Source organism: Desulfovibrio legallii, assembly GCF_004309735.1.
GTDB classification, from domain to species: domain Bacteria; phylum Desulfobacterota; class Desulfovibrionia; order Desulfovibrionales; family Desulfovibrionaceae; genus Desulfovibrio; species Desulfovibrio legallii.
In genome coordinates this window covers 133,592-157,472 of sequence record NZ_SIXC01000002.1, presented here as the reverse complement: position 1 = coordinate 157,472, position 23,881 = coordinate 133,592, and the positions used below count along the sequence as shown (strand labels likewise).

17 protein-coding genes are annotated in these 23,881 nt (G+C 63.8%); 11 read left to right on the top strand and 6 right to left on the bottom strand.

What is annotated here, in order from left to right; all coding sequences use genetic code 11:
* Positions 1-121: 121 nt before the first annotated feature.
* Positions 122-1,471 carry an NADP-specific glutamate dehydrogenase gene (gene gdhA / locus EB812_RS01890; protein WP_118229620.1) on the bottom strand — a complete coding sequence of 450 codons (1,350 nt, stop codon included), beginning with the start codon at positions 1,469-1,471 and terminating at the stop codon, positions 122-124.
* A 340-nt stretch (positions 1,472-1,811) separates the two neighbouring features.
* Between gdhA and EB812_RS01885 the strand changes: the two genes are divergently transcribed.
* The 5 genes from EB812_RS01885 to EB812_RS01865 are packed head-to-tail and all read left to right on the top strand — an operon-like array spanning position 1,812 to position 5,966.
* Complete coding sequence (locus EB812_RS01885) at positions 1,812-2,036, top strand: FeoA family protein (RefSeq protein WP_118229619.1); 225 nt, start codon at positions 1,812-1,814, stop codon at positions 2,034-2,036.
* 14 nt (positions 2,037-2,050) lie between these two features.
* Positions 2,051-2,275 carry a FeoA family protein gene (locus EB812_RS01880; protein WP_118229618.1) on the top strand — a complete coding sequence of 75 codons (225 nt, stop codon included), beginning with the start codon at positions 2,051-2,053 and terminating at the stop codon, positions 2,273-2,275.
* The gene (gene feoB / locus EB812_RS01875) at positions 2,272-4,755 is read left to right on the top strand and encodes a ferrous iron transport protein B (RefSeq protein ID WP_118229617.1); all 2,484 of its coding nucleotides are present in this window, start codon (positions 2,272-2,274) and stop codon (positions 4,753-4,755) included. Before EB812_RS01880 ends, feoB begins: the two co-directional genes overlap by 4 nt.
* Positions 4,756-4,774: 19 nt before the next feature.
* On the top strand, positions 4,775-5,092 hold the full coding sequence (locus tag EB812_RS01870; protein ID WP_118229616.1) for a hypothetical protein: 318 nt from the start codon (positions 4,775-4,777) through the stop codon (positions 5,090-5,092).
* A 49-nt stretch (positions 5,093-5,141) separates the two neighbouring features.
* Positions 5,142-5,966: a DUF4198 domain-containing protein gene (locus EB812_RS01865; protein ID WP_118229615.1), complete on the top strand. Its 825-nt coding sequence runs from the start codon at positions 5,142-5,144 to the stop codon at positions 5,964-5,966.
* Positions 5,967-6,151: 185 nt separating this feature from the next.
* Here the strand turns inward: EB812_RS01865 and EB812_RS01860 are convergent, their stop codons facing one another.
* Positions 6,152-7,759 carry an NADP-dependent glyceraldehyde-3-phosphate dehydrogenase gene (locus tag EB812_RS01860; RefSeq protein ID WP_118229614.1) on the bottom strand — a complete coding sequence of 536 codons (1,608 nt, stop codon included), beginning with the start codon at positions 7,757-7,759 and terminating at the stop codon, positions 6,152-6,154.
* Between the two features lie 193 nt (positions 7,760-7,952).
* On the opposite strand from EB812_RS01860, the gene EB812_RS01855 reads away from it, so the two are divergent.
* From EB812_RS01855 to EB812_RS01830, 6 genes are all read left to right on the top strand, one after another.
* Positions 7,953-8,465, top strand: coding sequence for a YchJ family protein (locus tag EB812_RS01855; protein ID WP_118229613.1), 513 nt, complete (start codon positions 7,953-7,955; stop codon positions 8,463-8,465).
* Entirely contained in the window at positions 8,462-8,809 is a 348-nt protein-coding gene (locus tag EB812_RS01850) for a hypothetical protein (RefSeq protein ID WP_242621158.1), read from the top strand. The genes EB812_RS01855 and EB812_RS01850 overlap by 4 nt, the downstream gene beginning before the upstream one ends.
* Before the next feature lie 50 nt (positions 8,810-8,859).
* Complete coding sequence (locus EB812_RS01845) at positions 8,860-10,200, top strand: glucose-6-phosphate isomerase (RefSeq protein WP_118229611.1); 1,341 nt, start codon at positions 8,860-8,862, stop codon at positions 10,198-10,200.
* Positions 10,201-10,437: 237 nt separating this feature from the next.
* A complete protein-coding gene (locus tag EB812_RS01840; protein ID WP_118229610.1) occupies positions 10,438-11,937 on the top strand; it encodes a sensor histidine kinase in 1,500 nt (499 codons plus the stop codon).
* Complete coding sequence (locus EB812_RS01835) at positions 11,937-13,316, top strand: sigma-54-dependent transcriptional regulator (RefSeq protein ID WP_118229609.1); 1,380 nt, start codon at positions 11,937-11,939, stop codon at positions 13,314-13,316. The genes EB812_RS01840 and EB812_RS01835 overlap by 1 nt, the downstream gene beginning before the upstream one ends.
* Before the next feature lie 306 nt (positions 13,317-13,622).
* A complete protein-coding gene (locus tag EB812_RS01830) occupies positions 13,623-14,420 on the top strand; it encodes an FCD domain-containing protein (protein WP_118229608.1) in 798 nt (265 codons plus the stop codon).
* A gap of 262 nt (positions 14,421-14,682) precedes the next feature.
* On the opposite strand, the gene glgP is transcribed toward EB812_RS01830, so the two are convergent.
* From glgP to EB812_RS01810, 4 genes are all read right to left on the bottom strand, one after another.
* Positions 14,683-18,939: an alpha-glucan family phosphorylase gene (glgP, locus tag EB812_RS01825; RefSeq protein ID WP_130957758.1), complete on the bottom strand. Its 4,257-nt coding sequence runs from the start codon at positions 18,937-18,939 to the stop codon at positions 14,683-14,685.
* Positions 18,940-19,016: 77 nt separating this feature from the next.
* Positions 19,017-20,321 carry a glycoside hydrolase family 57 protein gene (locus EB812_RS01820; protein ID WP_130957757.1) on the bottom strand — a complete coding sequence of 435 codons (1,305 nt, stop codon included), beginning with the start codon at positions 20,319-20,321 and terminating at the stop codon, positions 19,017-19,019.
* Positions 20,321-21,646, bottom strand: a complete 1,326-nt coding sequence (locus EB812_RS01815; RefSeq protein ID WP_118229605.1) for a glycosyltransferase family 4 protein — start codon at positions 21,644-21,646, stop codon at positions 20,321-20,323. The genes EB812_RS01820 and EB812_RS01815 overlap by 1 nt, the downstream gene beginning before the upstream one ends.
* Positions 21,647-21,656: 10 nt before the next feature.
* Positions 21,657-23,873 (bottom strand): amylo-alpha-1,6-glucosidase, encoded by a 2,217-nt coding sequence (locus EB812_RS01810; protein WP_130957756.1) that lies wholly within the window; start codon positions 23,871-23,873, stop codon positions 21,657-21,659.
* Positions 23,874-23,881 lie beyond the last annotated feature (8 nt).

Here is a 23,881-nt window from a genome sequence, read left to right as displayed (position 1 = left end):
GCAACGGGACTCTGTTCTGACGCGCAGCAGAAGGCCATCAGTGCAAAAGCCGCCGGACGTTGTAACGTCCGGCGGCTTTTGCAGCACGCAGCAGCGCCGCGTGCGCTTTATTGCCTGGCGCTTAAATCCCTTGAGCGATCATGGCGTCGGCCACCTTGCGGAAGCCGGCAATATTGGCGCCCAGCACCAGATTGCCGGGAGCGCCGAACTCCTTGGCGGTTTCGGCGGCGGAGTTGTGGATGCCCTGCATGATCTTGAGCAGCTTGCCGTCCACTGTTTCAAAGCTCCAGCTCTGCATGCTGGCGTTCTGCGCCATTTCCAGCTGGCTGATGGCCACGCCGCCGGCGTTGGCGGCCTTGGCCGGGCCGTAGTGGATGCCGGCCTTAACGAAGGCGTGCGCGGCGTCGATGGTGGAGGGCATATTGGCCCCTTCCACCACACAGCGGCAGCCGTTGGCCAGCAGGGCCTGCGCGTCGGCGAGGTTCAGCTCGTTTTGTGTGGCGCTGGGGAAGGCTGCGTCGCAGGGCACGGACCAGACGGCATTGCGGCCCTTGGGGTAGGCGCTCGTCGGGGTATGCTGCGCGCCGGGCTTAAGCTCCGCGTAACGGGTCAGGGGCGCGCGCTCCACTTCTTTGACCTGCTTGAGCAGGGCCACGTCAATGCCTTCGGGATCATAAATCATTCCGCGCGAGTCGGACACGGTGACGGGCTTGGCCCCCACTTGCCGCAGTTTTTCGCAGCAGTAGGTGGCCACGTTGCCGGCCCCGGAAACAGCGCAGGTTTTGCCTTCCAGGCTTTCGCCCGTGGTGCTGAGCATGCTTTGGGCAAAGTAGACGGCCCCGTAGCCGGTGGCCTCCACGCGGGCCAGGGAACCGCCGAAAAGCAGATTCTTGCCCGTGAGCACGCCTTCGTAGCGCCGGGTCAGGCGCTTGTACTGCCCAAACAGATAGCCTATTTCGCGGCCGCCCACGCCGATGTCCCCGGCGGGCACGTCCACCGTGGGGCCGATATGGCGGTAGAGCTCGGTCATAAAGGCTTGACAGAAGCGCATGGATTCCATTTCGGAGCGGCCCTTGGGGTCGAAATCCGAACCGCCCTTGGCGCCGCCGATGGCCAGCCCGGTGAGGGAATTTTTAAGGATCTGTTCGAAACCCAGGAATTTGAGAATGCCCTGGTTCACGCTGGGGTGGAAACGCAGACCGCCCTTGAACGGACCGATAGCGGAATTGAACTGGATACGATAGCCCTTGTTGACCTGTACCTCTCCCTTGTCGTCAACCCACTGCACCCTGAAAGAAATTGTCCGTTCCGGCTCAACAATACGTTCCAGAATTTTATTCTTTTCGTATTTCCCATCGCTGTCCAGAAGGGGCTGCAACGTTTCAAGAACATTGTGAGCAGCCTGAAGAAATTCCGGTTCGTAGGCGTATTTCTCCTCCAATCCACGCATAACGCGCTGCACATAAGTCATTTCGCTCTCCTTTCAGGGGGGATTAAGGATTGCACAGAACACCACTATTGATGTTGAAGCGGGTAACTTTCTATCCAAGTTCAGGGCGGCTGACAAGAATTTTCCTGTGCGCAGGGACTGTGGCAACAGAACAACATCCGCTGTGTACGGGCCTCTGCCGGCAGAACGGCGTATGGGAGAAAGTTTTTAGTAAGCTGTTTTTTCTCTCTCCAGGCAAGCGAGTGGGGTGAGCATTGCGGCCCGCAGTTTTAACAGCCGCGTTGCGGTTGACTTGTTTTTGTATCCGTTATATAAAAATTGAAATTCATTTCTTATTTCATATCAGACCGGGATACTATACATGTCATACGCCAAGACCCTTCGGGCAGTGGGTGCCGGGCATACGGTGATTGTGCTGGCCGTGGACGCGCCGGAGGCCCAGCGGCAACGGCTTGAATCCATTGGCGTGTTGCCCGGCGTGGAGCTGGACGTGCTGGCGGACAACGGCGGCCCCATTCTGGTGGCCGTGGGGCAGGCGCGGGTGGCTGTGGAACGTGCCCTGGCCGCCACGGTTATTGTGGCCTAAGCAAGGAGTTGACAATGACGCTCAGCGGAATGGTTCCGGGCGACACCGGCAGTGTGCGGGATCTCAGCGCTACAGGGGCGCTGGGGCAGCGCCTCATGGACCTGGGGTTTTACCCCGGCGCGCGGGTGCGCGTGGTGCGCAACGCCCCTCTGGTGGACCCCGTGGAAATCGAACTGGACGGCTGCCACGTCAGCCTGCGCCATGAAGAAGCCGACCTGGTGGAGGTGGACAGGCAATGAGCGCCCCCCTGCTTGTGGCTCTGGCCGGACAGCCCAACTGCGGCAAGTCTACCCTGTTCAACATGCTTACCGGGGCGCGCCAGCACGTGGCCAATTACCCCGGTGTCACAGTAGAAAAAAAGACCGGCTTTTTCACTCTGGAAGACCACCGCGTGGAGCTGGTGGACCTGCCGGGCACCTACAGCCTGACCTCTTATTCCCTGGAGGAAAAAACCGCGCGGGACTTTATCCTGCACGCCGCGCCCCAGGTCACCATCAACGTGGCCGACGCCGCCAACCTCAAACGCAACCTCTACCTGACCCTGCAACTGCTGGAGATGGAAACGCCCCTGGTGCTGGCCCTCAACATGATGGACGTTGCCGAACGGCGCAACATTCAGATTGATACGGCGGGCCTGGCGCGTGAGCTGGGCGTGGCCGTGATCCCCACGGTGGGCAAAAAACGCAGTGGCGTGCAGGGCCTGCGCGCGGCTGTGGCCGCTGCCGCCCAGGCCGGCCGGAGGCCGTCCTTTGTGGTGGACTACGGGGTTCTGGAACCCTATCTGGCGGACCTGACGGATCTGCTGGCCAGGGAAGCCGCCCTGGATGGTCTGCCCATGCGCTGGCTGGCCGTCAAACTCATGGAAAACGACCAGGCCGCCAGAGAAACGCTGCGGGCGCGGGTTGCCAACCATACGGACATTCTGGCCAGCGTGGACATGCTGCGAGAGAACTTTGCCGGCGAACAGGGCGTGGATGCCGAACGCCACGTGGCCTTTGCCCGCCACCGCGCGGCTGCGGCCCTGACCGCCCGCCACGTGCGTTTGCCCCAAAAGAGCGCGCCCAACCTTTCGGACAGGGCGGACAGGTTTGTTTGCCACAGGTTTTTTGGCCCGCTCATTCTGCTGACCATCCTGCTCGTACTGTATGAGGTGGCCATTGTCTACGGCGGCGATTTGGCGGCCATGATCTGGCCCCTGTGGGACGGCGCGCAGAACTTTCTGGCCGGCTTCCTGCCCGCTCCGGGCTTTTTGGAGGATCCCCCGCTGCGCGCCCTGGGCCTGTGGGCCATGAAGAGCGTCACGGCCATCCTCAACTATCTGCCCATCTTTTTTCTGCTCTTTGCTCTTATCGCTATTATGGAAGACAGCGGCTACATGCCGCGCATGGCCTTTATTTTGGACCGCGCTTTCCGCCGCTTCGGCCTGCACGGGCAGTCCACCCTGCCGCTCATCCTGGGCGGCGTGTACGTGGGCGGCTGCGCCATCCCGGCCGTCATGGCCACCAGGGCCATCCCGGACGAAAGGGCCCGGCTGGCCACCATCCTCATTGCGCCCATGATGAACTGCCTGGCCAAGGTGCCCCTGTACCTCATCCTCATCAGCGCTTATTTTTCCGCCCACAGCGGCATGGCCATGTTTTTCATCGCCACGGTCACCTTGTTTATGGCCCTGCCCGTGGCCAAGGCCCTTTCGCTCACCCTGCTGCGGGGCAAGCCCAGCGCGCCCTTCATCATGGAAATGCCCCCCTACCATCTGCCCACCCTGCGCGGCGTGCTGGCGCGGGCCATTGAACGGGTCTGGGTCTTCCTCAAAAAAATCTTCACCGTGGTCCTGGCCGTGGCTGTGGTCATTTTTGCCCTCATCAACTACCCCGGTCTTGGGGAAGAACGCATGGCCGCCTACAACCAAAAGGCCGACCAGGCCATGAAGACCTTTCTGCGGGCCGTGGACAAGACCGCACTGGCCGGGCAGTTTGCCGTGGAGGATGTGACGCCCCTGCTGCTGTTTGAAGAAGCCCTCAAAGACGCCAAGCGCGGCGTTACGGACCAGGAGGCTTCAAAAGCCGTGGACGCCGTCTTTCAGGCCCGCAACCCCGTCTATTTCACCATTGCGCGTTCCGTGGGCAAGGACGGCAAAGCCCTGCGCCCGGCCCTGCGCAAACTCATCAGCCAGCGCAAACAGCTGCGCCGTGAATTGCGCGAAGACACCTTTGAGCACAGCGCCCTGGGCCTGGCGGGCAAGGCCCTGGAGCCCGTGACCCAATATGCGGGCTTTAACTGGAAAATCAATATTGCCCTGCTTTCCGCCTTTGCCGCCAAGGAAAACAGTGCCGCCACCCTGGGAGCCATCTACGGCCTGGATGGCGACGTCCCGGCCGAGGAAAGCCTGCGCGCGGGCGCCGCGGGCTTTGGCCCTCTGCACGCCCTGGCCCTCATGCTTTTCATGGCCCTGTACCCGCCCTGCGTGCCCACTTCGGTCATGGTGCGGCTGCAGTCCAATTCCACGGGCTGGATGCTCTTTTCCATCCTTTACCAAACCTGCCTGGGGCTGGCCGTGGCCACCCTGGTCTTTACCGGCGGAAGCCTGCTGGGGCTCACCGGCTGGCAGGCCATGTGGCTGTTCTACGGCCTGTGCGTGGCCCTGACCATTGTCATGGGCATGGTCCCCGACCCGGCTCCTGCGGCAGGCGTAAAACCCAAAACGCCCGTTGCGGCATAACATCTTCAAGGAGGATATGATGAAAAACCTTTTTGCTGCGGCCGTGCTCGGCCTGCCCCTGCTGCTGGCCGGTCCGGCCCTGGCCCACAGCCCCCTGTGCAGCTGCTTTGACAACGGCGACGGCACCGTCACCTGCGAGGGGGGCTTTTCCGACGGCTCTTCGGCCGCGGGCGTGAAGATGCTGGTGCTGGACGGCAGCGGCAAAACCCTCATCGAGGGCAAGATGAACAAGGACGGCGAATACAGCTTCAAAAAGCCCGCCGGGGCCTACAAGGTGCTTTTTGATGCCGGTGAAGGCCACAAGGTGGAAGTGGACGGCGCCAAGATCGTCCAGTAATTTTTTGCGTCACAACGGATATTGAAATCCAATTTCTAACGGAGGTTTCATGAAAAGCGTCAAAACCCTGATTCTGGCCGGACTTTTGTCCCTTGCGGCCGCGCCCGCCTACGCGCACTTCATGATGGTCTACACGCCGGAAATTGCCAAGTCCGAAGCCGGCGACCTGGACTTCCGCATTGTCTTCACCCATCCGGCCGAAGCCGGCCACACCATGGACATGGGCGGGGTGAAGGAGTTCTACGCCATGTACCAGCGGGGCGACAACGCACCCAAGAAAATCGACCTCTTGCAGACCTTGAAGCCCATTACCTGGAAAAACCCCGAATCTTCCGGCCCGGCCTTTGCCGCGCGGGTGCCCCGCAAAGAAATCCGCTCCATGGGCGACTACACCTTTGTGATGGTGCCCGGCTATTATTATGAAAAGGAAGAAGAAGTCTACATGCAGCAGATCGCCAAGCTGGTGGTCAACGTGGGCGGCATCCCCGGCAACTGGAACGCCGCCCTGGGTCTGCCCTGCGAAATAGTGCCCCTCATCAAGCCCTACGGCCTCTGGACCGGCAACGTATTCAAGGCCCGCGTGCTTTCCGGCGGCAAGCCCGTGCCCAACGCCGAGGTGGAAGTGGAGTACATGAGCCACATGCCCGACCTCAAGGCCAATGCCATGCCCAAAAAGGGCAGCGTCACGTATCCGCATGACGCCTTTGTCACCCAGACCATTTTTACCGACGACCAGGGCTACCTGACTTTCGGCATTCCCAAAGCCGGCTGGTGGGGCTTTGCCGCTCTGGGCGTGGGCCCGGACAAGGAATACAAGGGCAAGGAACTTTCCCAGGACGCCGTTATCTGGGTTAAAGCCGTGGATATGAAGTAAGCGCGCGTTCGGCCTGAACGCAGCAGACCCGGCGACAAACAGGGCGCGGACAGTCTTGCGACATCCGCGCCTTTTGTCGTCTGCCGCCTGACGCTGGTACGGCCGCAGCGCCGCAGCAAACCCGCCGGCAAAGGCCGGGCCCTCAGTCGGCCCCGGCGCAGAGGCGCGCGCCGGGGCCGACGGCCTTAAAACAGGAAGTCTGTGGAAAGAAAGTGCGAACGCCGGTGGCGGAGGATGTCCGCCAGCAGCTCCTTATTGCGCGTCGAGCCCTTGGCCGCCACCAGCGTGCGGATGGAAAAAGCCCGCAGGGCGTCGCTTACGGAAAGCGTGCCCTCGGCCGAGTCTTTGCGGCCGGTGAAGGGGAAGGTATCCGGCCCGCGCTGGCACTGGCTGTTGATGTTTACGCGGCAGACCTGGTTGACCATGGGGTCGATAAGGGCGGCCACGGCTTCGGGGTCCGTGCCGAAAATGCTGGCCTGCTGGCCGTAGGGCGAGGCGATGACCGCTTCTGTGGCCTCGGCCACGTCCGTGTAGGACACTACGGGGATTACCGGGCCGAACTGCTCCACGTTGTGCAGGCGCATACGCGCCGTGACGTCGGCCACCAGGGCCGGATAGTAGAGGGTGCGTTCGGCCTGGCCACCGTGGGGGTTGGCCACGCGCGCGCCCAGGGCCAGGGCGTCGTCCACCAGACCGCGCAGTTCGTCCACCTTGCCGGGCACGGGCAGGGGCGTGATTTTGACGCCGGGCTTCCAGGGCGCGCCCATAGGCAGGGCGGCGATGGCCTCGCCGCAGCGGGAAAGAAACTCCTCCATGCGCGAGGCGTGCACATAAAAGATTTTGAGGGCCGTGCAGCGCTGGCCGTTAAAGGTCAGTGCGCCGGTAACGGCCTCGGCCACGGTCAGCTCCATATCGGCGCAGGGCAGGACGATGGCCGCGTTTTTGGCGTCCAGGCCCAGCACGCAGCGCAACCGGTGGGGCAGGGGGTGGTTGCGGCGCAGGGCGTCTGCGGCGCGGCTGGAGCCGATAAAGGCCAGCACGCTGATGCGCCCCGAAGACAGGGCCGGGATGGCCACCCGGCGGTCACCGAAAAGGATGTTCACCACGCCGGGAGGGAATGCCTGGGCAAAGGCCTCCAGCAGGGGCGCATAGAGCAGCTTGCCGATGCGCGGCGTTTTGACGATGACCGGGTTGCCCATGATCAGGGCGGGAATGAGGGTGGTGAAGGTTTCGTTGAGCGGATAGTTGAAAGGCCCCATGCAGAGTACCGGCCCCAGGGGCGCGCGGCGGATCTGGGCGTAGATGCCGCTTTCAATGACGAAGCGGGACGAGGCCCGGTCCAGATCCTTGAGGGCGTCCACCGTAGCGCGCAAGTAGGCCACAGTGCGGTCAAACTCGGCCCGGCAGTCCTCCAGGGGTTTGCAGATCTCCCAGACCATGAGGCGCACCACCTGGTCGCGCACGGCCGTCATGCGTTGGGCAAAGTCCTCCACATGGGCGATGCGGTCCTCTACCCGCATGGTGGGCCAGACGCCCCGGCCGTTGTCCCAGGCCCGTTCCACGGCGGCCACGGCCTCCAGGGACTCGGCTTCGGTCAGGGCGGGGCAGCTGCCGATGACGTAGGGTTCGCCGTCCACATAGAGGGGCGAAACCACCTCTCGCGTGGGGCCATTCCATTCACGCAGTTCGCCGCCCACAAGGTAGCGGCGTTCGTCCAGCCGGGGCTGGCGGCAGTCCGCGGGGATATCCAGAGCATCGGGACTGATCTGACCGGGAAGCGTGGTCGTGAGCATAGGCCCTCCTGGCGCGGGCGGCGTGCCTCCGTCCTTGCGCGCGTATTTTTTCACAGGATACGAGGGCGCGCGGCGGGCGTCAATGCGGCCTTTTCCGGGCGCGGCCCAGGCCGCTTTGCAGCGGCCGCTTGCCGCCCGAAGCCGCATGAGCTATGGTTTCTCAACGCCCACGGGCGAAAAACAAGGCGGATGTATGACTCAGGAATGTCCCTGCGGCAGCGGCAAGGCCCTGTCCCAGTGTTGCGGCCCTTACCTGAAAGGCGCTGCCTGGCCCCAAGATGCGGCAAGCCTTATGCGCTCCCGCTACACGGCTTACGGCTTGGGCCAGTTTGACTGGCTGGTGGAAAGCACTCACCCGGACCACCGGGAGGACGTGACGGTGGAACGGCTGGCCCGCTCGGCGGAAGGCGTGCACTGGCTGCGTCTGGACATTGCGGCCACCCGCACGGACGTGCCCTCCGAAGACAGCGCGCAGCCCCACGACGAAGTGGATTTTTACGCCTATTATGAGCTGGAAGGCGTGCCCCGCCAGCTGGCCGAGCGCAGCGCTTTCAGCCGCAAGGACGGCAAACTGTACTATGTGGGCGGCGTGCCCCTGCGGCCAGAGGGGTACCGTCGGGCCGAGGCCAAGGTGGGCCGCAACGATCCTTGCCCCTGCGGCAGCGGCAAAAAGTACAAAAAATGCTGTGGGGCGGCCGCCTCTTGAGCACCGCCGACGCCCGCCCGCGCAGCCCGTTGCTGGCCGTGCGGCGCTTTTGCCTGGCCTGTCAGGGCGACGCGCCTTCGGCCGTGCGCGCCTGCGCCGACACAGCCTGCTCCCTGTGGCCCTGGCGCTTGCCGGAGGCTCCCAAGGGGCCGGAGGCCGCCCGCGCCGTGCTGCGGGCCGTGCGTCGGCAGTGTCTGGCCTGCGCCGGCAGCCGGGCCGAGGTGCGCAGCTGCGCCGCGCGGGAAGGCTGCCCCCTGTGGCGCTGGCGCTTCGGGGTGCGGCCGCAAACCTATAAGGCCGTGCGGCGGCGGTTTTTTGCTCCCAAACCCTTGCGGCTGCTGTGACCAGCCGGACGGCGCGGGGCCTGACGCCCGTTGCGCCGGAGGAGGTTGCCATGTCCCATCTGCTCGAATGGTCCAGAGCTTACACCCACCGGCTTAACCCCGTGGACGCCGCGCCTTTTGCGGCCCGTGCGCCGGAGCTGGCCCAGCGTCTGGCCGAAGAAACGGCCGCCGGCCGACTGCCTTTTCTGAACATGCCCTACCGGGCAGCCCTGGAGAAGGAAATGGCCCCCCTTCTGCCGCGCATCAAGGGCTACCGCCACATGCTGCTGTTGGGCATAGGCGGGTCCGCCCTGGGCGCGCGCGCCATGCAGCAGGCCTTTGCCCCCGGTCAGGACGGCCCCGGCCATCCGGGCCCCTGGCTCTGGATAGCGGACAATGTCTGCGCCGAACGTTTTGAGGCCCTGCTGCACAGTTTGCGGCCTGAGGAAACCGTGGTGGTCTGCGTAAGCAAGTCCGGCGGCACCATTGAAACCGTGTCCCAGTACCTGCTGGTCCGCGACTGGCTCAAGAGTGCCCTGGGCGCAGCCTGGAAGGACCAGATGATCCTGGTCACGGACGCGCGCAAGGGCTATCTGCGGCAAGAGGTGCAGAAGTACGGGCTGGCTTCGCTGGAAGTGCCGGACTATCTGGGCGGGCGGTATTCCGCCCTTTCGGCTGTGGGGCTGTTGCCCGCCGCTTTCCTGGGCATCGACTGGCAGGGCCTGCTGGACGGCGCGGCTGCTGTGGCCGCTCCCCTGCTGGAAAAACCGGCCGACCTGGCGGCGCACCCTTCCTTTGCCCTGGCCTGCTGGGCCAAGGCCCTGGAGGACGCGGGCTACGATCAGCTGATCTTTTTTTGCTATATTCCCCAGTGGGCCGCCTATGGGGACTGGTTCGCACAGCTCTGGGCCGAAAGCCTGGGCAAGGATGGGCAGGGCAGTCAGCCGGTGCCGGCCACGGGCGTCACGGACCAGCATTCCATCAACCAGATGTTTCTGAGCGGTCCGCGCAACAAGGCTTGCCTGTTTCTGACCTGTCAGGACCAGGCCCAGGGGCGCTCCTTCGGCATGGACGTGCCGGAGCAATGGGCCTGGCTGCGCGCCAAGCCTTTCGGCAGCCTTCTGGAAGCCGAGGGGCTGGGCACGCGCATGGCCCTTTGTCAGAGCGGCGTGCCCCTGGTGCACGTGGACATGCACGACGCCAGCCCCCGCGCCGCCGGCTCGCTTATGCTGCTGCTGGAGGCCGCCACCCTGCTTACCGGCTGGCTCATGGGCGTAAACCCCCTGGACCAGCCCGCCGTGGAGCTGGGCAAGCGCCTGGCCAACGCCCGTCTTGGCGCGCCCGGCTATCCGGAAGAGGAAGCGGACCTTGCGGCCTGTTTGGCCGCTCCCCGGCAGGAACAGCCTTTTTGACGCGGCGCTCTGGCCCAACCTGGCCCGGCCTGGCCCGGCCGGGGCGGTGGCGTTGCCGCACAGGCGTCCCGGTAAAGGGCGTCCGGCGCGGCATCCTTTCCGAAAGGCGTCCGGCCGGTCGTGCAGCCCGCGGCGCCGTGCGTTGTAATCCGTAAGGAAAAACGTCTGGGCGGGGGTTCCTGCGGCGTGCAGGGCCCCCGCAAAAGCGATATACCAACCGGCAACCCCCCACGAGTTATGTTCAGATTTAAAAAAACGAAAGCGCCGGAGGCGGCGCGACAGGGCGGGGACGGCGCACCCCAGGTCGATGCGGAAAGCGCCTTGCCGGGGTATGCCCGCACCCTGTCCTGGCTGTCGCTGGCTGTCATTTTGTTGACCAGCCTGGGGCTTTCGTTCTTTATTTCCAATTCCGCGCGGGAAACCCTGCTCACCCGCCAGCAGGAGTTCGCCCGGCTGTTGGGGCAGAATCTGAACAGTCAGATTTTTCGAAGGTTTGCCCTGCCCACTATCTTTGCCTACGGGCGCATTGCTCTGCGCCAGCCGGAGCAGTATGAACGCCTGGATCAGGTGGTGCAGTCCGTAATCCACGGTCTGCCGGTAGAGAGGCTGCGCATCTATGATTTTTCGCGGGTGGTGGCCTATTCCACCAGCAAGGAGGATGTGGGCCGGGCTGGGCTTTCGCCGCCCTATCTGGACGATATCCTGCAGGGGGGCGCGCCGCGCTCGGAGATCATTTCCACCATCCCGGCCTGGCAGGCCCCCTTCCGCCTGCCTTTGAGCGAAGGCGCCTTTGTGCTGCGGGTGCTCTATCCCCTGCGGGGCGAGAGCCTGCGCCCCGGTGAGGCGGCCCCGGTTATGGGCGCGCTGGAGCTGACCCAGGACATTACGGGCGACTATGAGCAGGTGCTGACCTTTCAGGGCATTATTGTGGTCATGTGCCTGCTTTCCTCTGTAGTTATGTTTGCGCTGCTGCTCATGCTCATCCACCGTTCCGAGCGGGTGCTGGCCGCGCGCATGCACAAAAACCGCATGCTGGAGAACGAAATCCACAGTAACGAGCGTCTGGTGAGTATGGGGCGGGTGGTGGCCAGCATTGCGCACGAAATCCGCAATCCGCTGGGCATTATCCGTTCCAGCGCGGAGCTTTTGCAGCGCCGCACGGACAAGGCCGATGCGGGCACGCGTCGCATTCTGGGGGCCATCTATGATGAGGCCGTGCGCCTTTCCCAGACCGTCAATGACTTTCTGGACTACGCCCGGCCCCGTCAGCCCAAGCAGGATCTGGTGGATGTGGGTCTGGTGCTGGACCAGGTGCTGGCCTTCCTGGAAGGGGAAATGGGCCGGTGTGGCGTGAGCGTGCAGCGCCAGTGCGCGCCGGGCCTGTTTGTGCACGGCGATAAGGATTTGCTGTATCGGGCATTTTACAATATCCTGGTCAACGGGCAGCAGGCCATGGAGGGCCCCGGCACGGTGCGCATCGTCAGCCGCGCGGAGCCGGACGGCCGCGTCTGCCTGGAATTTCTGGATTCCGGCCCAGGGTTCGACCCCGCCATTTTGCCCAATCTGCTGGACCCCTTCTTTACCACCAAGGATGGCGGCACCGGGCTGGGCCTGCCCATTGTGCAGTCCATTATCACCAGCCACGGCGGGTCAATCGCGCTGGAGAACGGTCCCGAAGGCGGTGCGCTGGTGCGCGTGCTGTTGCCGAGGGCCACACCCGCGCACGGGAAGACGTAATGAGTGAAAAAGCGCATATTCTGGTTATCGACGACGAAAAAAATTATCTGCTGGTGCTTCAGACCCTGCTGGAGGACGAAGGCTATACGGTGACCGCCATCAGCGACCCGGAAACAGCTCTGGCTTTTCTGGAAGAAAGCGAAGTGGATGCCGTGGTCACGGATATGAAGATGCCCAGGGTTTCGGGGCGGCAGGTGCTGGAAAGGGTCAAGAAAAACTGGCCTTACATTCCGGTGCTGATCATGACGGCCTTCGGTTCTATTGAGAGCGCCGTGGAAGTCATGAAGTACGGTGCTTTTGACTACATCACCAAGCCCTTCTCCAATGACGAACTGCTGCTTTCCATCCACAATGCCGTGGAGCTTTCGCGCGCCCACCGCCAGTACCGTCTGCTGCAGGAGGTCATGGAGGACCGCTATGGTGTGCACAAGATTGTGGGCCGCAGCAAGGCCATCCGCGACGTGCTGCTCATGGTGGAGCGCGCCGCGCCCAGCCGCTCCACGGTGCTGATTACCGGAGAGTCGGGCACGGGCAAGGAGCTGGTGGCCCGCGCCATCCACTATACCAGCCCGCGCAAGGACAAGCCTTTTATATCGGTCAACTGCATGGCCCTGAACCCCGGCGTGCTGGAAAGCGAGCTCTTCGGGCACGAAAAAGGCTCTTTTACCGGGGCGGTGGCCCTACGCCGGGGCCGTTTTGAGCAGGCCGACGGCGGTACGCTTTTTTTAGATGAAATAGCCGAACTGACCCCGGACCTGCAGGTCAAGCTGCTGCGCGTGCTGCAGGAACGGCGCTTCGAGCGTGTGGGCGGCGGTGAGGAAATTGAGGTGGACATCCGCGTGGTGGCCGCCACCAACAAAGATCTGGCCTCCCTGGTAGAGAAGGGCTCCTTTCGCGACGACCTCTACTACCGGCTCAATGTAGTGCAGATACCTCTGCCGCCCCTGCGGGAACGGCGGGAGGACATCCCCCTGCTGGTGGCCCATTTTGTGGAAAAGGTCTGCAGCGAAAACAATATGACGGCCAAAACCTTCAGCACCGAGGCCCTCAATTATATGACCGGCTATGAGTGGCCCGGCAATATCCGCCAGCTGGAAAACGTGGTGGAAAGTTGTCTGGTGCTGGTGCCCGGCAATGTCATCCCGGTGGACAGCCTGCCCGCGGAAATCCGTGACGAGGAATCCCAGTTCAAAAGCGCCGTAGACCTTTTGCCCGTGCAGCTGGATCTGGCCGACACTCTGGAAAAAATCGAAGCGGCGCTCATCCGCCGGGCCCTGGTGCGGGCGGATCTGGTGCAGGTCAAGGCAGCAGAATTTTTGGGCATTTCTAAAAGTCTGCTGCAGTATAAGCTGAAAAAATACGGCATTACAGGCCATTAAACTGTAAAATTGGCGCAGGAGCGGTGCGGGGCTCAACCCGGCTTTGGTGGGCGGCCCCCGTGCGCTCTTTACATGCTGAAAATTTTGGAATAGGTTGAACAACCAATCTAATTCTTCTGTTCTGTCGTTTGTGGGTTGTTTCGTTGCGCTGCAGGCGGTATCCCAGTTTGCTGGTCTGTCCGGCAGGGCGCGTTCGCCTGACGATTGTTTTGATCCCGGCGCGAACCGCGTTTTTGTCCTTGGCGGACCACTGCGGTTGTGCCGGGGCCGTGGGCAGGCAGAAGATTGCAGAAAAGAGGATCCGCAATGGTCAGCACCAACAGCAAGAGCGGCCGCGCTCCGGCCGTACGCGGCCGCAGACGCAGCATCCAGCGACCGCGCGTGCATACGGAAGTTTTGTCCTGCCTTTTGGAGGACATTCAGTCCGGAGTTTATGCCGTGGGGCAGAATCTGCCTTCGGAACGGGAACTCATGGATGAATTCGGCGTGGGGCGGCCCGCCGTGCGCGAGGCCCTGGCGGCCTTGGCGCGCATGGGGCTCATTGAGGTGTCGCCAGGCCTGCGGGCGCGGGTCTGCCGGCTTACCCTGCAGCCGCTGCTGCGTGAAATGCGTGCCACTTTGGATATCTATTCCAATTCCGCCGAGGGTTGGCGGCAACTGCACGACGTGCGCTTGTTTTTTGAGGCGGCGGTGGTGCGGCACATGGCCCGCACGGTGACGGATCAGCAGCTGGCCGTGCTGCAGGAGATGCTGCAGAACCAGCGCCGCCTGCTGGACGCCTCTGAAATCCGGGCCTTTGCCGAGGCGGACATTGATTTTCACCGTTATCTGGTGGAGTGTGTGGGCAACAGTTTTCTGGGCTTGCTGGCCGATGGCTTTGCTGGCTGGCTCATCACGCCGCTTTATGCCTCCATGCAGGTGCGGCGGCAGAGCGAGCGCTCCTATCGGGCGCATCTGGCCGTATTTGAGGCTTTGCAGAAGCGCGATTCCGACTTGGCCGAGGCGGCCTTGCGCGTCCATCTGGAGGAAATGCGCGATATTTATCAGGTGGACGTTATGGCCGCGCCTGAAAAGCCGGCAGCCCCCGGCGACGGAGAGGCATAGCGGGCGCTTTTGGCGCATCCGACCAGAGCATTTAACACTTGAAATGCTCGCTTACGGCAGGTAAAAGCCTGCCTTCTCGCATTTCGTGGCAAGGATTTTCAAGAAAATCCTTGCAGAGCAGTTAGCTCATTTCATTCGCTAACTGCTCCAGACAAAAGGCAGACGGGTTTTCCCGTCTGCCTTTTGTTATTCAGTGAGGTTGTGGTTCCGAAGGCGGCTTTGTGTCTTGCGCAGCGCCTTCCCCCACAAACCGCAGGTTTTCTTACGCCCAGAGGATCAGGCCGGTTTCCAGGGGGTTGGCCAGGGCCGGATGCACGGGCAGAATGCGGATGCCGTAGCGGTAGTGCCCGCTGTGGGCGGGTATGTAGCTGGCGGCGTAGTTCATGCCGTCTTCGCCGTGGTCGGCGTGGCGCTGTTCCAGGCGCAGCACTTCGGGTTTGCTGACAAAGTTGCCGTTGGGCAGGGCCTGGCCGATGACCAGCTGGACCAGAATTTCTTCGGGTTTCATGCTGCCCAAGTGCATGTGCAGGCGCACGCTGACGGGTTCGCCGCAGAGCATAGTATTATTTTCCAGGCCGCTGACGATGATTTCCTCCACCTTGACGGTGCCGAAGCGGGTGGCCAGGTCGGCCTTCCAGGCGGCCAGGGCGCGGCAGGCGGCCCAGTCGTTTTCGGCCAGCATGTTGCGGCGGCGGGCGGCGCGCAGGTAGTACTGGCGCAGGTAGTCGTTGAGCATGCGGTTGGTGCTGTACATGGGGGTGAGGCTTTTGAGGGAACGCTTGGAGAGGCCGATCCAGCGGGCGGGCAGACCGGTGGCGTCACGCTCGAAGTAGAGGGGCAGGACGTCGTTTTCCAGCAGGGTGTAGAGGGCTTCGGCGTCGGCGTAGTCGTTTTGTTCGCTGCTGGGCAGTTCTGTGGTGACCACGGGGCCGATGGTCCAGCCGTTCTGGCGGTTGTAGCCTTCGCACCACCAGCCGTCGGATATGCTCAGGTTCACGCCGCCGTTGACGGGCAGTTTCATGCCGCTGGTGCCCGAAGCCTCGTGGGGGCGTCGGGGAGTATTGAGCCAGACGTCGCAGCCTTGGGAGAGCAGGCGGGAAACGGCCAGACTGTAATTTTCCATAAAGAAGACGCGGCCCAGGAAGCGTTCGTCGCGGCAGACGTGCAGCACCTCCTGAATGAGGTTGATGCCGGCCTCGTCCGCAGGGTGGGCCTTGCCGGAAAAGACCAGAATGACGGGGCGGTCGGCCTTGCCCATGATGCGGAGCAGACGTTCCAGGTCTGCAAAGATGAGTGTGGCGCGTTTGTAGGGGGCAAAACGCCGGGCAAAGCCGATAACCAGGGTTTCGGGGGTAAGCAGGTGCTCCATGCTTTTGCGCTGGGCCGTGGTGAGGTGGAAGAGCTCAGCAAAGTGGGGGATGCTGCTGCGCAGGGCTTCCAGCAGGGCTTCCTTCTGGTGCATGCGCGCGGCCCAGTAAACGTCGTCGGGTATCTGGTCCACGCGGTCCCAGACCGGGTCTTCGGGCGGGGCCTGCAGCCAGTTGGGGCCCAGGTGCTGCAACAGCAGCTCGTGCATCCAGCTGCCCACGTAAGAGGGCGTGTGCACGCCGTTGGTCACGTAGCCGATGGGGGTTTCGGCCAGGGGCAGGCTTTTCCAGAGATTGTTCCACATGTGGCGGGAAACCACGCCGTGCAGGCGGCTCACGCCGTTGGCCCAGCCGGAGAGGCGCAGGGCCAGGACGGTCATTTCAAAGGCGCTGCTGTCCCCGCCCTCTATCTGCCCCAGCTGCGCGAACTGCGGCCAGGAGAGCCCCAAGCTGGCGGCCATGCCGTTGAAGTAGCGCTGCATGAGCTCCAGAGAGAAGGCTTCGTTGCCTGCGGGCACGGGGGTGTGGGTGGTGAAGAGGGTGTTGGATCGCACGCGCTCCAGGGCCTCGGCAAAGGCCATGCCTGACGCCATGTTGTCTCTGAGGCGCTCCAGAGCCATGAAGACGGAGTGCCCTTCGTTCATGTGGTACACGCCGGGCAGGATGTTCAGGATGCGCAAGAGACGCATGCCGCCCATGCCCAGGACCATTTCCTGCAGGAGGCGCACCTCGCGGTTGGCCTCGTAGAGCCGGTCGGTAATATGGCGGTCTTCGTCGGTATTGCGGCGGGTGTCCGTATCCATGAGGTAGAGGGTCACGCGGCCCACCTGCATTTTCCAGACGTGGGCAAAGAGGATGCGCCCCGGCAGTTCCAGATGGACGTAGAGGGGTTCGCCCGCCGCGTCCTGCACCAGGGTGATGGGCAGGCGGGCAAAGTTGTTGACGGGGTACTGGGCCACCTGACGGCCGTTGGCGTCCAGCACCTGGGTGAAGTAGCCGTTTTTGAACAGCAGGCCTACGCCCACCAGGGGCAGGGCCAGATCGGAGGCGGACTTGAGGTGGTCGCCGGAAAGTACGCCCAGACCACCGGAATAGATGGGGATGGATTCGTTGAGGCCGAATTCCGTGGAAAAATAGACAATGGGGCGCTCCGGCGTGATGTTGGGGTCGGGGCTGCGTACGGGTTCGGCCATATAGGCGTCAAAGGCGGCGATCACTTCGGCATAAAGGTCCATATATTCCTGGTTGGCGCAGAGCTCCTTGAAGCGCTCCGGCGTGGCCTCCTCAAGCATTTGCAGCGGGTTGCGGCAATCTTCCCACAGGGGCGGGTTCAGGGCCATGAACAGGGCCTTGGCCTTGTCGTGCCAGCACCACCAGAGGTTGCGGGCCAGGTCGCGCAGGCGGGTCAGTTCCTCCGGCACTTCGGCCACGGCCATGACGGGCCGCAGGAAGGGCGTAGCCGAGCAAGAGGCCGTGAGTACGCGGGTCAGGGCCGTGTGCCCGGCATCGTGGTCCGTCCGCACGGCGGCTTTTTTGAGGGCCAGGGTAAAGGCCTCAAGGTAGTTGGCAAAAAAGTGGTTCCAGGAGCTCAGTTCGGCCAGGCGGCGGGCTTGCCGGCGCCACTGGGGCCGCTCGTCGGCCGGGCAGGTGACGGCCTTGAGCATGTATTCGTGCAGCACGGCCACGCTCTGCTCAAAGTTCATGCCGCGACGGGGCATGATGCAGACGCCGGGGTGACGCTCCGCCGATTCCTGCAGCTGGTCACGCGCCCACATGCCGAAGCCGGAAAGGTCCGTGGTCAGGGTGGGCACGGACCAGGCCGCGCTTTCCTGCGGGGTGTAGCCCCAGGGTTCGTACCAGGAGGGGAAGAAGCCCGTGTCGCAGGCGGCCAGCACCTGCTCGTAGGGCAGGTTGAGGAAGCCGTCGCTGCCGTCCAGCATGGCGGGCACAAAGATGACCTTGACGCGCCGGTCCGGGGCGTTGTCCAGGCCCAGGCGGCGGCAGGCATTGATGATGGGGTCTTGCGGGGCGTTCCAGACAAAGTGGGTGCAGAGGAAAGGCTTGCCGTTGTCGTTGGCCTGGGGGTCGCCCGAAACGGCGGCGGGGTTCACGCCCGTGTGCCCGCCCATGACCAGGCAGAGGGCCAGTACGGAGGCCTCCGTGCCGGCCAGGTTTTTGTCGGCGCGGGCCAGGGCTTCCAGAAAGACGTCTACGCCCTTGTTGTGCATTTCGTAGCGGCCGGAGATGACGAAGATGCGGGTGTGTTCCGGCAGGCTGCAGCGCAGAAATCGTTCTGCGGCGGCCAGTACGCGGACGCGTTTTTCCTGCGGGGCGTCGCGCTGTTCGGAGTAGTCGGGAATGACGCGCAAATCCAGGCCGTTAGTGGTGATGACGTCGGGCTGGCGGCCCAGAAAGACCACGGATTCCTCGCCGGTGATGGGGCTTACTGTGGTGAAGGCGTCGGCCTCGCGGGCGCTGGCGCTCTCCATGGACCACTTGGCCGTGATGTTCAGGCTGGCGGCCTCATTGGCGGGATTGATGGTGCGCATGTTGCTGTAGATGTCGCGGCCGGTGCCGGCCAGGGCGCGGCCCAGCATGGTGGCGTGCGTGGTGAAGACCGTGCCTACCTGCGGGGCCAGGCGCTTGAGCATGAGCAGGCCCGCGCCGCACATCCATTCGTGGAACAGGGCCACGGAGCGGCCTTCCATAGGGCTGACGTGGTTTTCGTGGATGGCGGCCACCACCTCGCCGCAGGCCGTGGCGAACATAACGGGTTCGATATAGTCCCAGCCGCCGGAAAGGGAGTCTACGCCGTAGTTTTTCCACAGTTCGTAGAGCAGCTGGTTGCTGGCGTAGCGCTTGGCAAAATCCACCAGAATAACCTTGGGGCGGCCGGGGATGTTCCAGCGGCCCAGGCGGCATTTGAGGTCTTTGGTGGCCAGGGCCATGCGCAGGGAATCCCAGATATGCTCGTCCGTTTCTTCAAAGCCGGGGTTCTGCTGCAGGGCGGGGCCCAGGAGAAAGTAGTCCTCGCCAAAGTGCTCCACGGCCTGCAGGGCCTTGCTGCTGACTACGGAATAGATGCCGCCCACCTTGTTGCAGACTTCCCAACTGGTTTCAAACAGGGTGACCTGGGACGCGTCGAAATTCATGACAGCTCCTTTACAAGACAGCGATGCGCGATGTTTTTCCGCTCAAAGTGGGGATGTTCAACTTCCGGGGCCGCACGTCAGGGCCTGGTGACCGGTTTGCCGTTGCGCCGTCCCTTGGCGCTGGCGGCGTCCGCACCGGGGGCGGGTTTGTCGTGCCCGGCTTTGGCGCGGGCGGACCGGGCGCGGGACGCTTTGGCGCGGGCGGCGGCGTCCAGGCGCATTTCAAAGTCCGCCAGCACATTCATGTAAGTGATATAGGCGTCGTAGGGACTGCCGAAGGGATTGGGCCTGTCCGTCAGCGGGTGGGCAAACCACTTGGTGGACATGTGAGCGAAGTGGTCGGCAGTCTGCAGACGTTCAAAATCGTGGGCCAGTTCCGGGTCGGCGTAGCGGCGCACGCGGGGGGCCAGGCTGTAGAGGGCGTGGATGGCGTCCTTTTGCATATCGTTGCCCAGCCAGGTGGTGAGGTCGCGCCCTTCGTCCTCCCAGGAAAGAAACTGGGGCGCATCCACCTCGCCCACGGGATGTTGCGTTGCGCTCACTTCGGCCGGGGTGCTCCAGGTAAAGCCGTGGTCGGCCAGCAGGGCCTTGGGCAGGGTTTCCATAAAGTAAAAAATGCCCGTTTCTTTGCTGAAACGCAGGCCCAGCAGGTGGTAGTCGTTGCAGAGGGTGATGACCTGGGCCGAGCCTGCCAGCCCGTGGCACCAGGCGGCGAACTTGTCCGCCGTGAGGGGCCAGCCGCTCCAGGCGCGGTCGCCGAAGCGTCGCCCCATATCGGCGGAAAGGCTCGCGTTGCGCAGCAGCAGGGCCATTTTTGGCGTGCCCGCCGGGCTATAAAGGTAGTTGGGGCTGCGCCAGCCCAGCACATGATCCGCCCCTTCGGCCAGCACGGTTTTGAAGCCCAGACGGGGCAAGGCTGCGGCCAAGTCGTTATTGTAGATGCATTCCGTATGCTTGAAGCTCACGGGTTTGGCGCCGAACAGCTCTTGCAGGCGCGCGGCCTGGGCCCTGACCTGATGCTCAAATTCCTTGCCAGAATAGAGGAAGGCCAGGGAATGGGCGCTGGTTTCACCCAAAAATTCCACGCAGCCCGTGGCGGCCAGGGCCTTGAAGCTGTCCAGCACTTCGGGCGCGTACTGCTCAAAAAGGTCCAGGGCCGTGCCGGAAATGGAAAAGGCCAGACGGAAGGCGCCCTTGTAGCGGCGGATGAGCCGGAGCATAAGCTCGTTGGCGGGCAGATAGCAGAGGCGCGCTGCCCGCAGCAGGGTTTCGCAGTTGCGGTCGTCGTCTTCGTACAAAGAGTTCTGCCCCATGTCGAACACGGTGTAGCGGCGCAGCTGATAAGGCTCGTGAACCTCAAAACACAGGCAGAGAGCTGGCATCAGTGACCTCCGTAAAGATTGCGGTACACGGCCAGGAGTTGTTCGGCGGCATTTTCCCAGCGGATGGATTTCATTTCTTCCCGGCAGTTTTTGACCAGTTCGGCGGCCAGGCAGGGGTAGCGCAGCACGGCGCAGATTTTGTCGGCCATGTCGCGGGTGTCCCAGAAGTCGGCCTTGAGAGCGTGCTGCAGCACCTCGGCCACGCCGGACTGGCGTGAAAGCAGCACGGGTACGTCGTAGAGCATGGCCTCCAGCGGGGTGATACCAAAGGGCTCGGAAACCGAGGGCATGACGTAAAGGTCGCTCAGGGCGAACATGCGGTCCACATCTTCGCCGCGCAGAAAGCCCGCAAAATGAAAGCGCCGCCCTATGCGCAGTTGCCCGGCACGGCGGATGAGGCTGGGCAGCAGATCGCCGCTGCCGGCCATGAAAAAACGTACGTTGGGGATTTGCTGCAGCACCAGACGCGCTGCTTCCATAAAGTATTCCGGTCCCTTCTGAAAGGTAACCCGGCCCAGAAAGAGCACCCGCTTTTCATGCCGGATGCGCGGCGGGATGGCGTAGTGCTTTTCCGCCTCGTGCCGGGCCACAGCATTGTGCACCACCACGATTTTTTCGGGCGGGATGCCGTAGCGCTCCACAACTGTTTTGCGGGTCAGGCGGCTTACGGCCACCACCACGTCGGCGGCCAGCATGCCCGCACGTTCCAGCCCGGCCACCTGTTCGTTAATGTTTTCGCCGCTGCGGTCGTATTCCGTAGCGTGGATGTGGACCACCAGAGGCTTGCCCGTAAGGGCCTTGGCCAGCATGCCGGCGGGGTAGGTCATCCAGTCGTGGGCGTGGATGACGTCAAAATCCTCCCGCAGGGCCAGGGTGGCGGCCAGGCGGGCGTAGCGGCGCACCTCGGTCATGAGGTCCGGGCCGTAGCCGCCGCGCAGGGCGTAGGTTCGATTGCCGCTTTTGACAGGCGCGTCCGTAAGCGTTTCCCGGCTTTGGCGGCGCAGCTGCCCCAGCGCTTTGGCATAGCCGCCGGGCGTGAGGTAGGGGGTGAGGGGGCTGTCCAGGGGCAGGTAGCGGATGCTTTGCCGCCAGATTTCTTGTCCGGCCCAGGTGAGGCGTTCTTCCGTCTCTGGGCTGATAGGCGTGCCGGAGGCCTCCACAAGCCGCAGAAAACCGTTTTGTTTTGCCGCTTCTTTGGCGTGGGGCAGCACAAAAGTGATTTCCACGCCTTTTTTGGCCAGCGCCTGGGTCATGCCGTAGCAGGCTGTGCCCAGACCGCCGCTGATGTGGGGGGGGAATTCCCAGCCGAACATGAGCACACGCATGGCAACGTCCTCACAGGGCCGAGCGCGGGGCGGCGTCTGTGCCGCCGTGGGCCGCGCTCAGGTTCATAACCACACGGCAGACGCCCGCCGTATCGCCCGATGTGGGGTGGGCCAGGCGGTGCGCCGCCCGGCGTTCCCACTGATCCACCACGTCCGGGGCCGCCGCGCGCAGCCGCAAAAGCAGGCGCAGGCATTCGGCCACGCTCCAGGCCTGGGCTATGCAGCCGTTGGGCGCGTAGGGCGGGGAACCGTCAAAAACTTCTGAAATGCTGCCCAGACCGGCGTCGGTAAGGTGATCGCAGTAGAGGGGGGTGAGCGTTTCCAAAAGACCCTGCACCGCGCCTTCCACATCCCAGGCCGTGCGCAGCAAGGCGTCGCCGTAATGCCCCAGCAGCCAGGGCCAGACCGTGCCCTGGTGGTAGGCCCCGTCGCGTTCCGCCGGGCCGCCCGCATAGCGCCCGCAGTAAGCCGCAGCGTCCGGGGCCAGGGTGCGCAGTCCGTAGGGCGTGAGCAGCTTGTTGCGCACGCACTCCACCACTTGGGCCTGAAAGTCTTCCGCCAGGATGGGATAGGGCAGGGAAACGGCAAAGATCTGGTTGGGGCGCACGCTGGCGTCCAGTCCGCAGCCGGGGCCGCAGCCGGGGCCGCAGCCGGGGCCGCAGCCGGGGGCATTCTCGCCTCCTTCCCCGCGCCAGACGTCGCCCAGGTGCCCGCCGCCTTCCGGCGTCCAGAAGCGCTGCAAAAAGGTCTGGCGCATGTCGCGCAGCAGTGCATCCCCGGCCGGTTCCGATGCATGAAAGCGCCGGGCCAAGGAGTCCGCAAAGGCCAGCAGATTGTACCACAGGGCGTTGACCTCCACGGGAAAGCCGTGGCGCGGCGTTACCGGGCGGCCGTTGACCTGCGCGTCCATCCAGGTGAGCTGGGTGTGGGCGTCGCCCGCGTGCAGCAGGCCCTGGGCATCCACATAAATGCCCTGACCGGGGCCTTTGCGGTAGCCCTCAATAATCGCCAGCAGGGCGGGCCAGGCGTTTTCGCGCACCCAGGCAAAGCCCGCCTCGCCGGCCGTACGGCAGAGGCTCTGCACGGCAAAACCATACCACAGGGCCGCGTCCACGGCGTTGTAAGCGTGGTTGCCGTCGGCGGCGAACATGTTGGGCAAGAGGCCGTGGTGCAGGCTTTTGCCCAGCCGGGTCAGCACGGCCAGGCCGAAGTCCGTGCGGCCGGCTTCAAAGGTCAGGCCCGGCAGGCTGATGCAGGTATCCCTGCCCCAGGCTTCAAACCAGGGATAGCCGGCCACGACCTCAGACGCGCCCTGGGGCGTGGTGGTGCAGAATTGCCGTCCGGCCTGGGTCAGGTGCCCGGCCAGGCCGCCGCCTGCGCGGTGGGCCAGGGTGCGGGCGCGGCTTTCCGTCGTCCAGAGCGCGGCCAGATCGTCCGTGTGGGGGGCAATGCCTACCGAAAGGTAGACCTGGGCCCCGGCGGCCGGATCCGGCAGGGAAATTTCCAGAAATCCCGGCGTGAGAAGATCTTCGCTGGCTGGGAAGCCGCGTTCCGCCTCCTGAAAATATTCCACCTCGCGGTACCAGTCGGGCCAGGGGGTGAACCCTGCCCCGGCGCCCTGGCCGTCCGCGTTGCTTTGCCCTTGGGCGGACGCCCCCTGAACCTGAAAATAGAGCGGCGGCAGGCTGGCGTAGGGCTGGACGCTGAAGCCCCCCGGCAGAAGGACGGCGGCAAAGCGCGCCTGGGGGTTGGCTCTGGTGAGGGCGTGCATGGAGCGGCAGGCCAGCAGGGGCCGCAGGCGCAGACGCAGGGGCGGCAAATCCGCCGGACCGCGCAGGCTGTAGCGCAACACCAGACGGCTTGCGCCCCGGATGAGAAAAAGCTCCCGGTCCAGACGCACTTCGCCCACGCGGTAGGTCCACTGGGGCCATTGGTCCAGGCGGAAGGCCTCCTGATACTCGTGCCCGTGGGGATAGAGCTGGCCGGGGTGCTGGCGGGTGGAGAAGAAAAACTCTTTGCCGCCGCCCAGTACGGATTCCTCCAGGGCGGAGAGCAGCACATGGCGGCCGTGCGCGGTATTGACCACCAGCAGGCCGTGGTACTTGCGGGTATTGCAGCCCAGAATGCTGCCGGCGGCGTAATCGCCCCGGCCGTTGGTGAGCAGCCATTCCTTGCGCAGAGCCCGTCGGGTGTTCTGGCAGGCGGCCTTGTCGAAACTGAACCGCATGGGGCGCT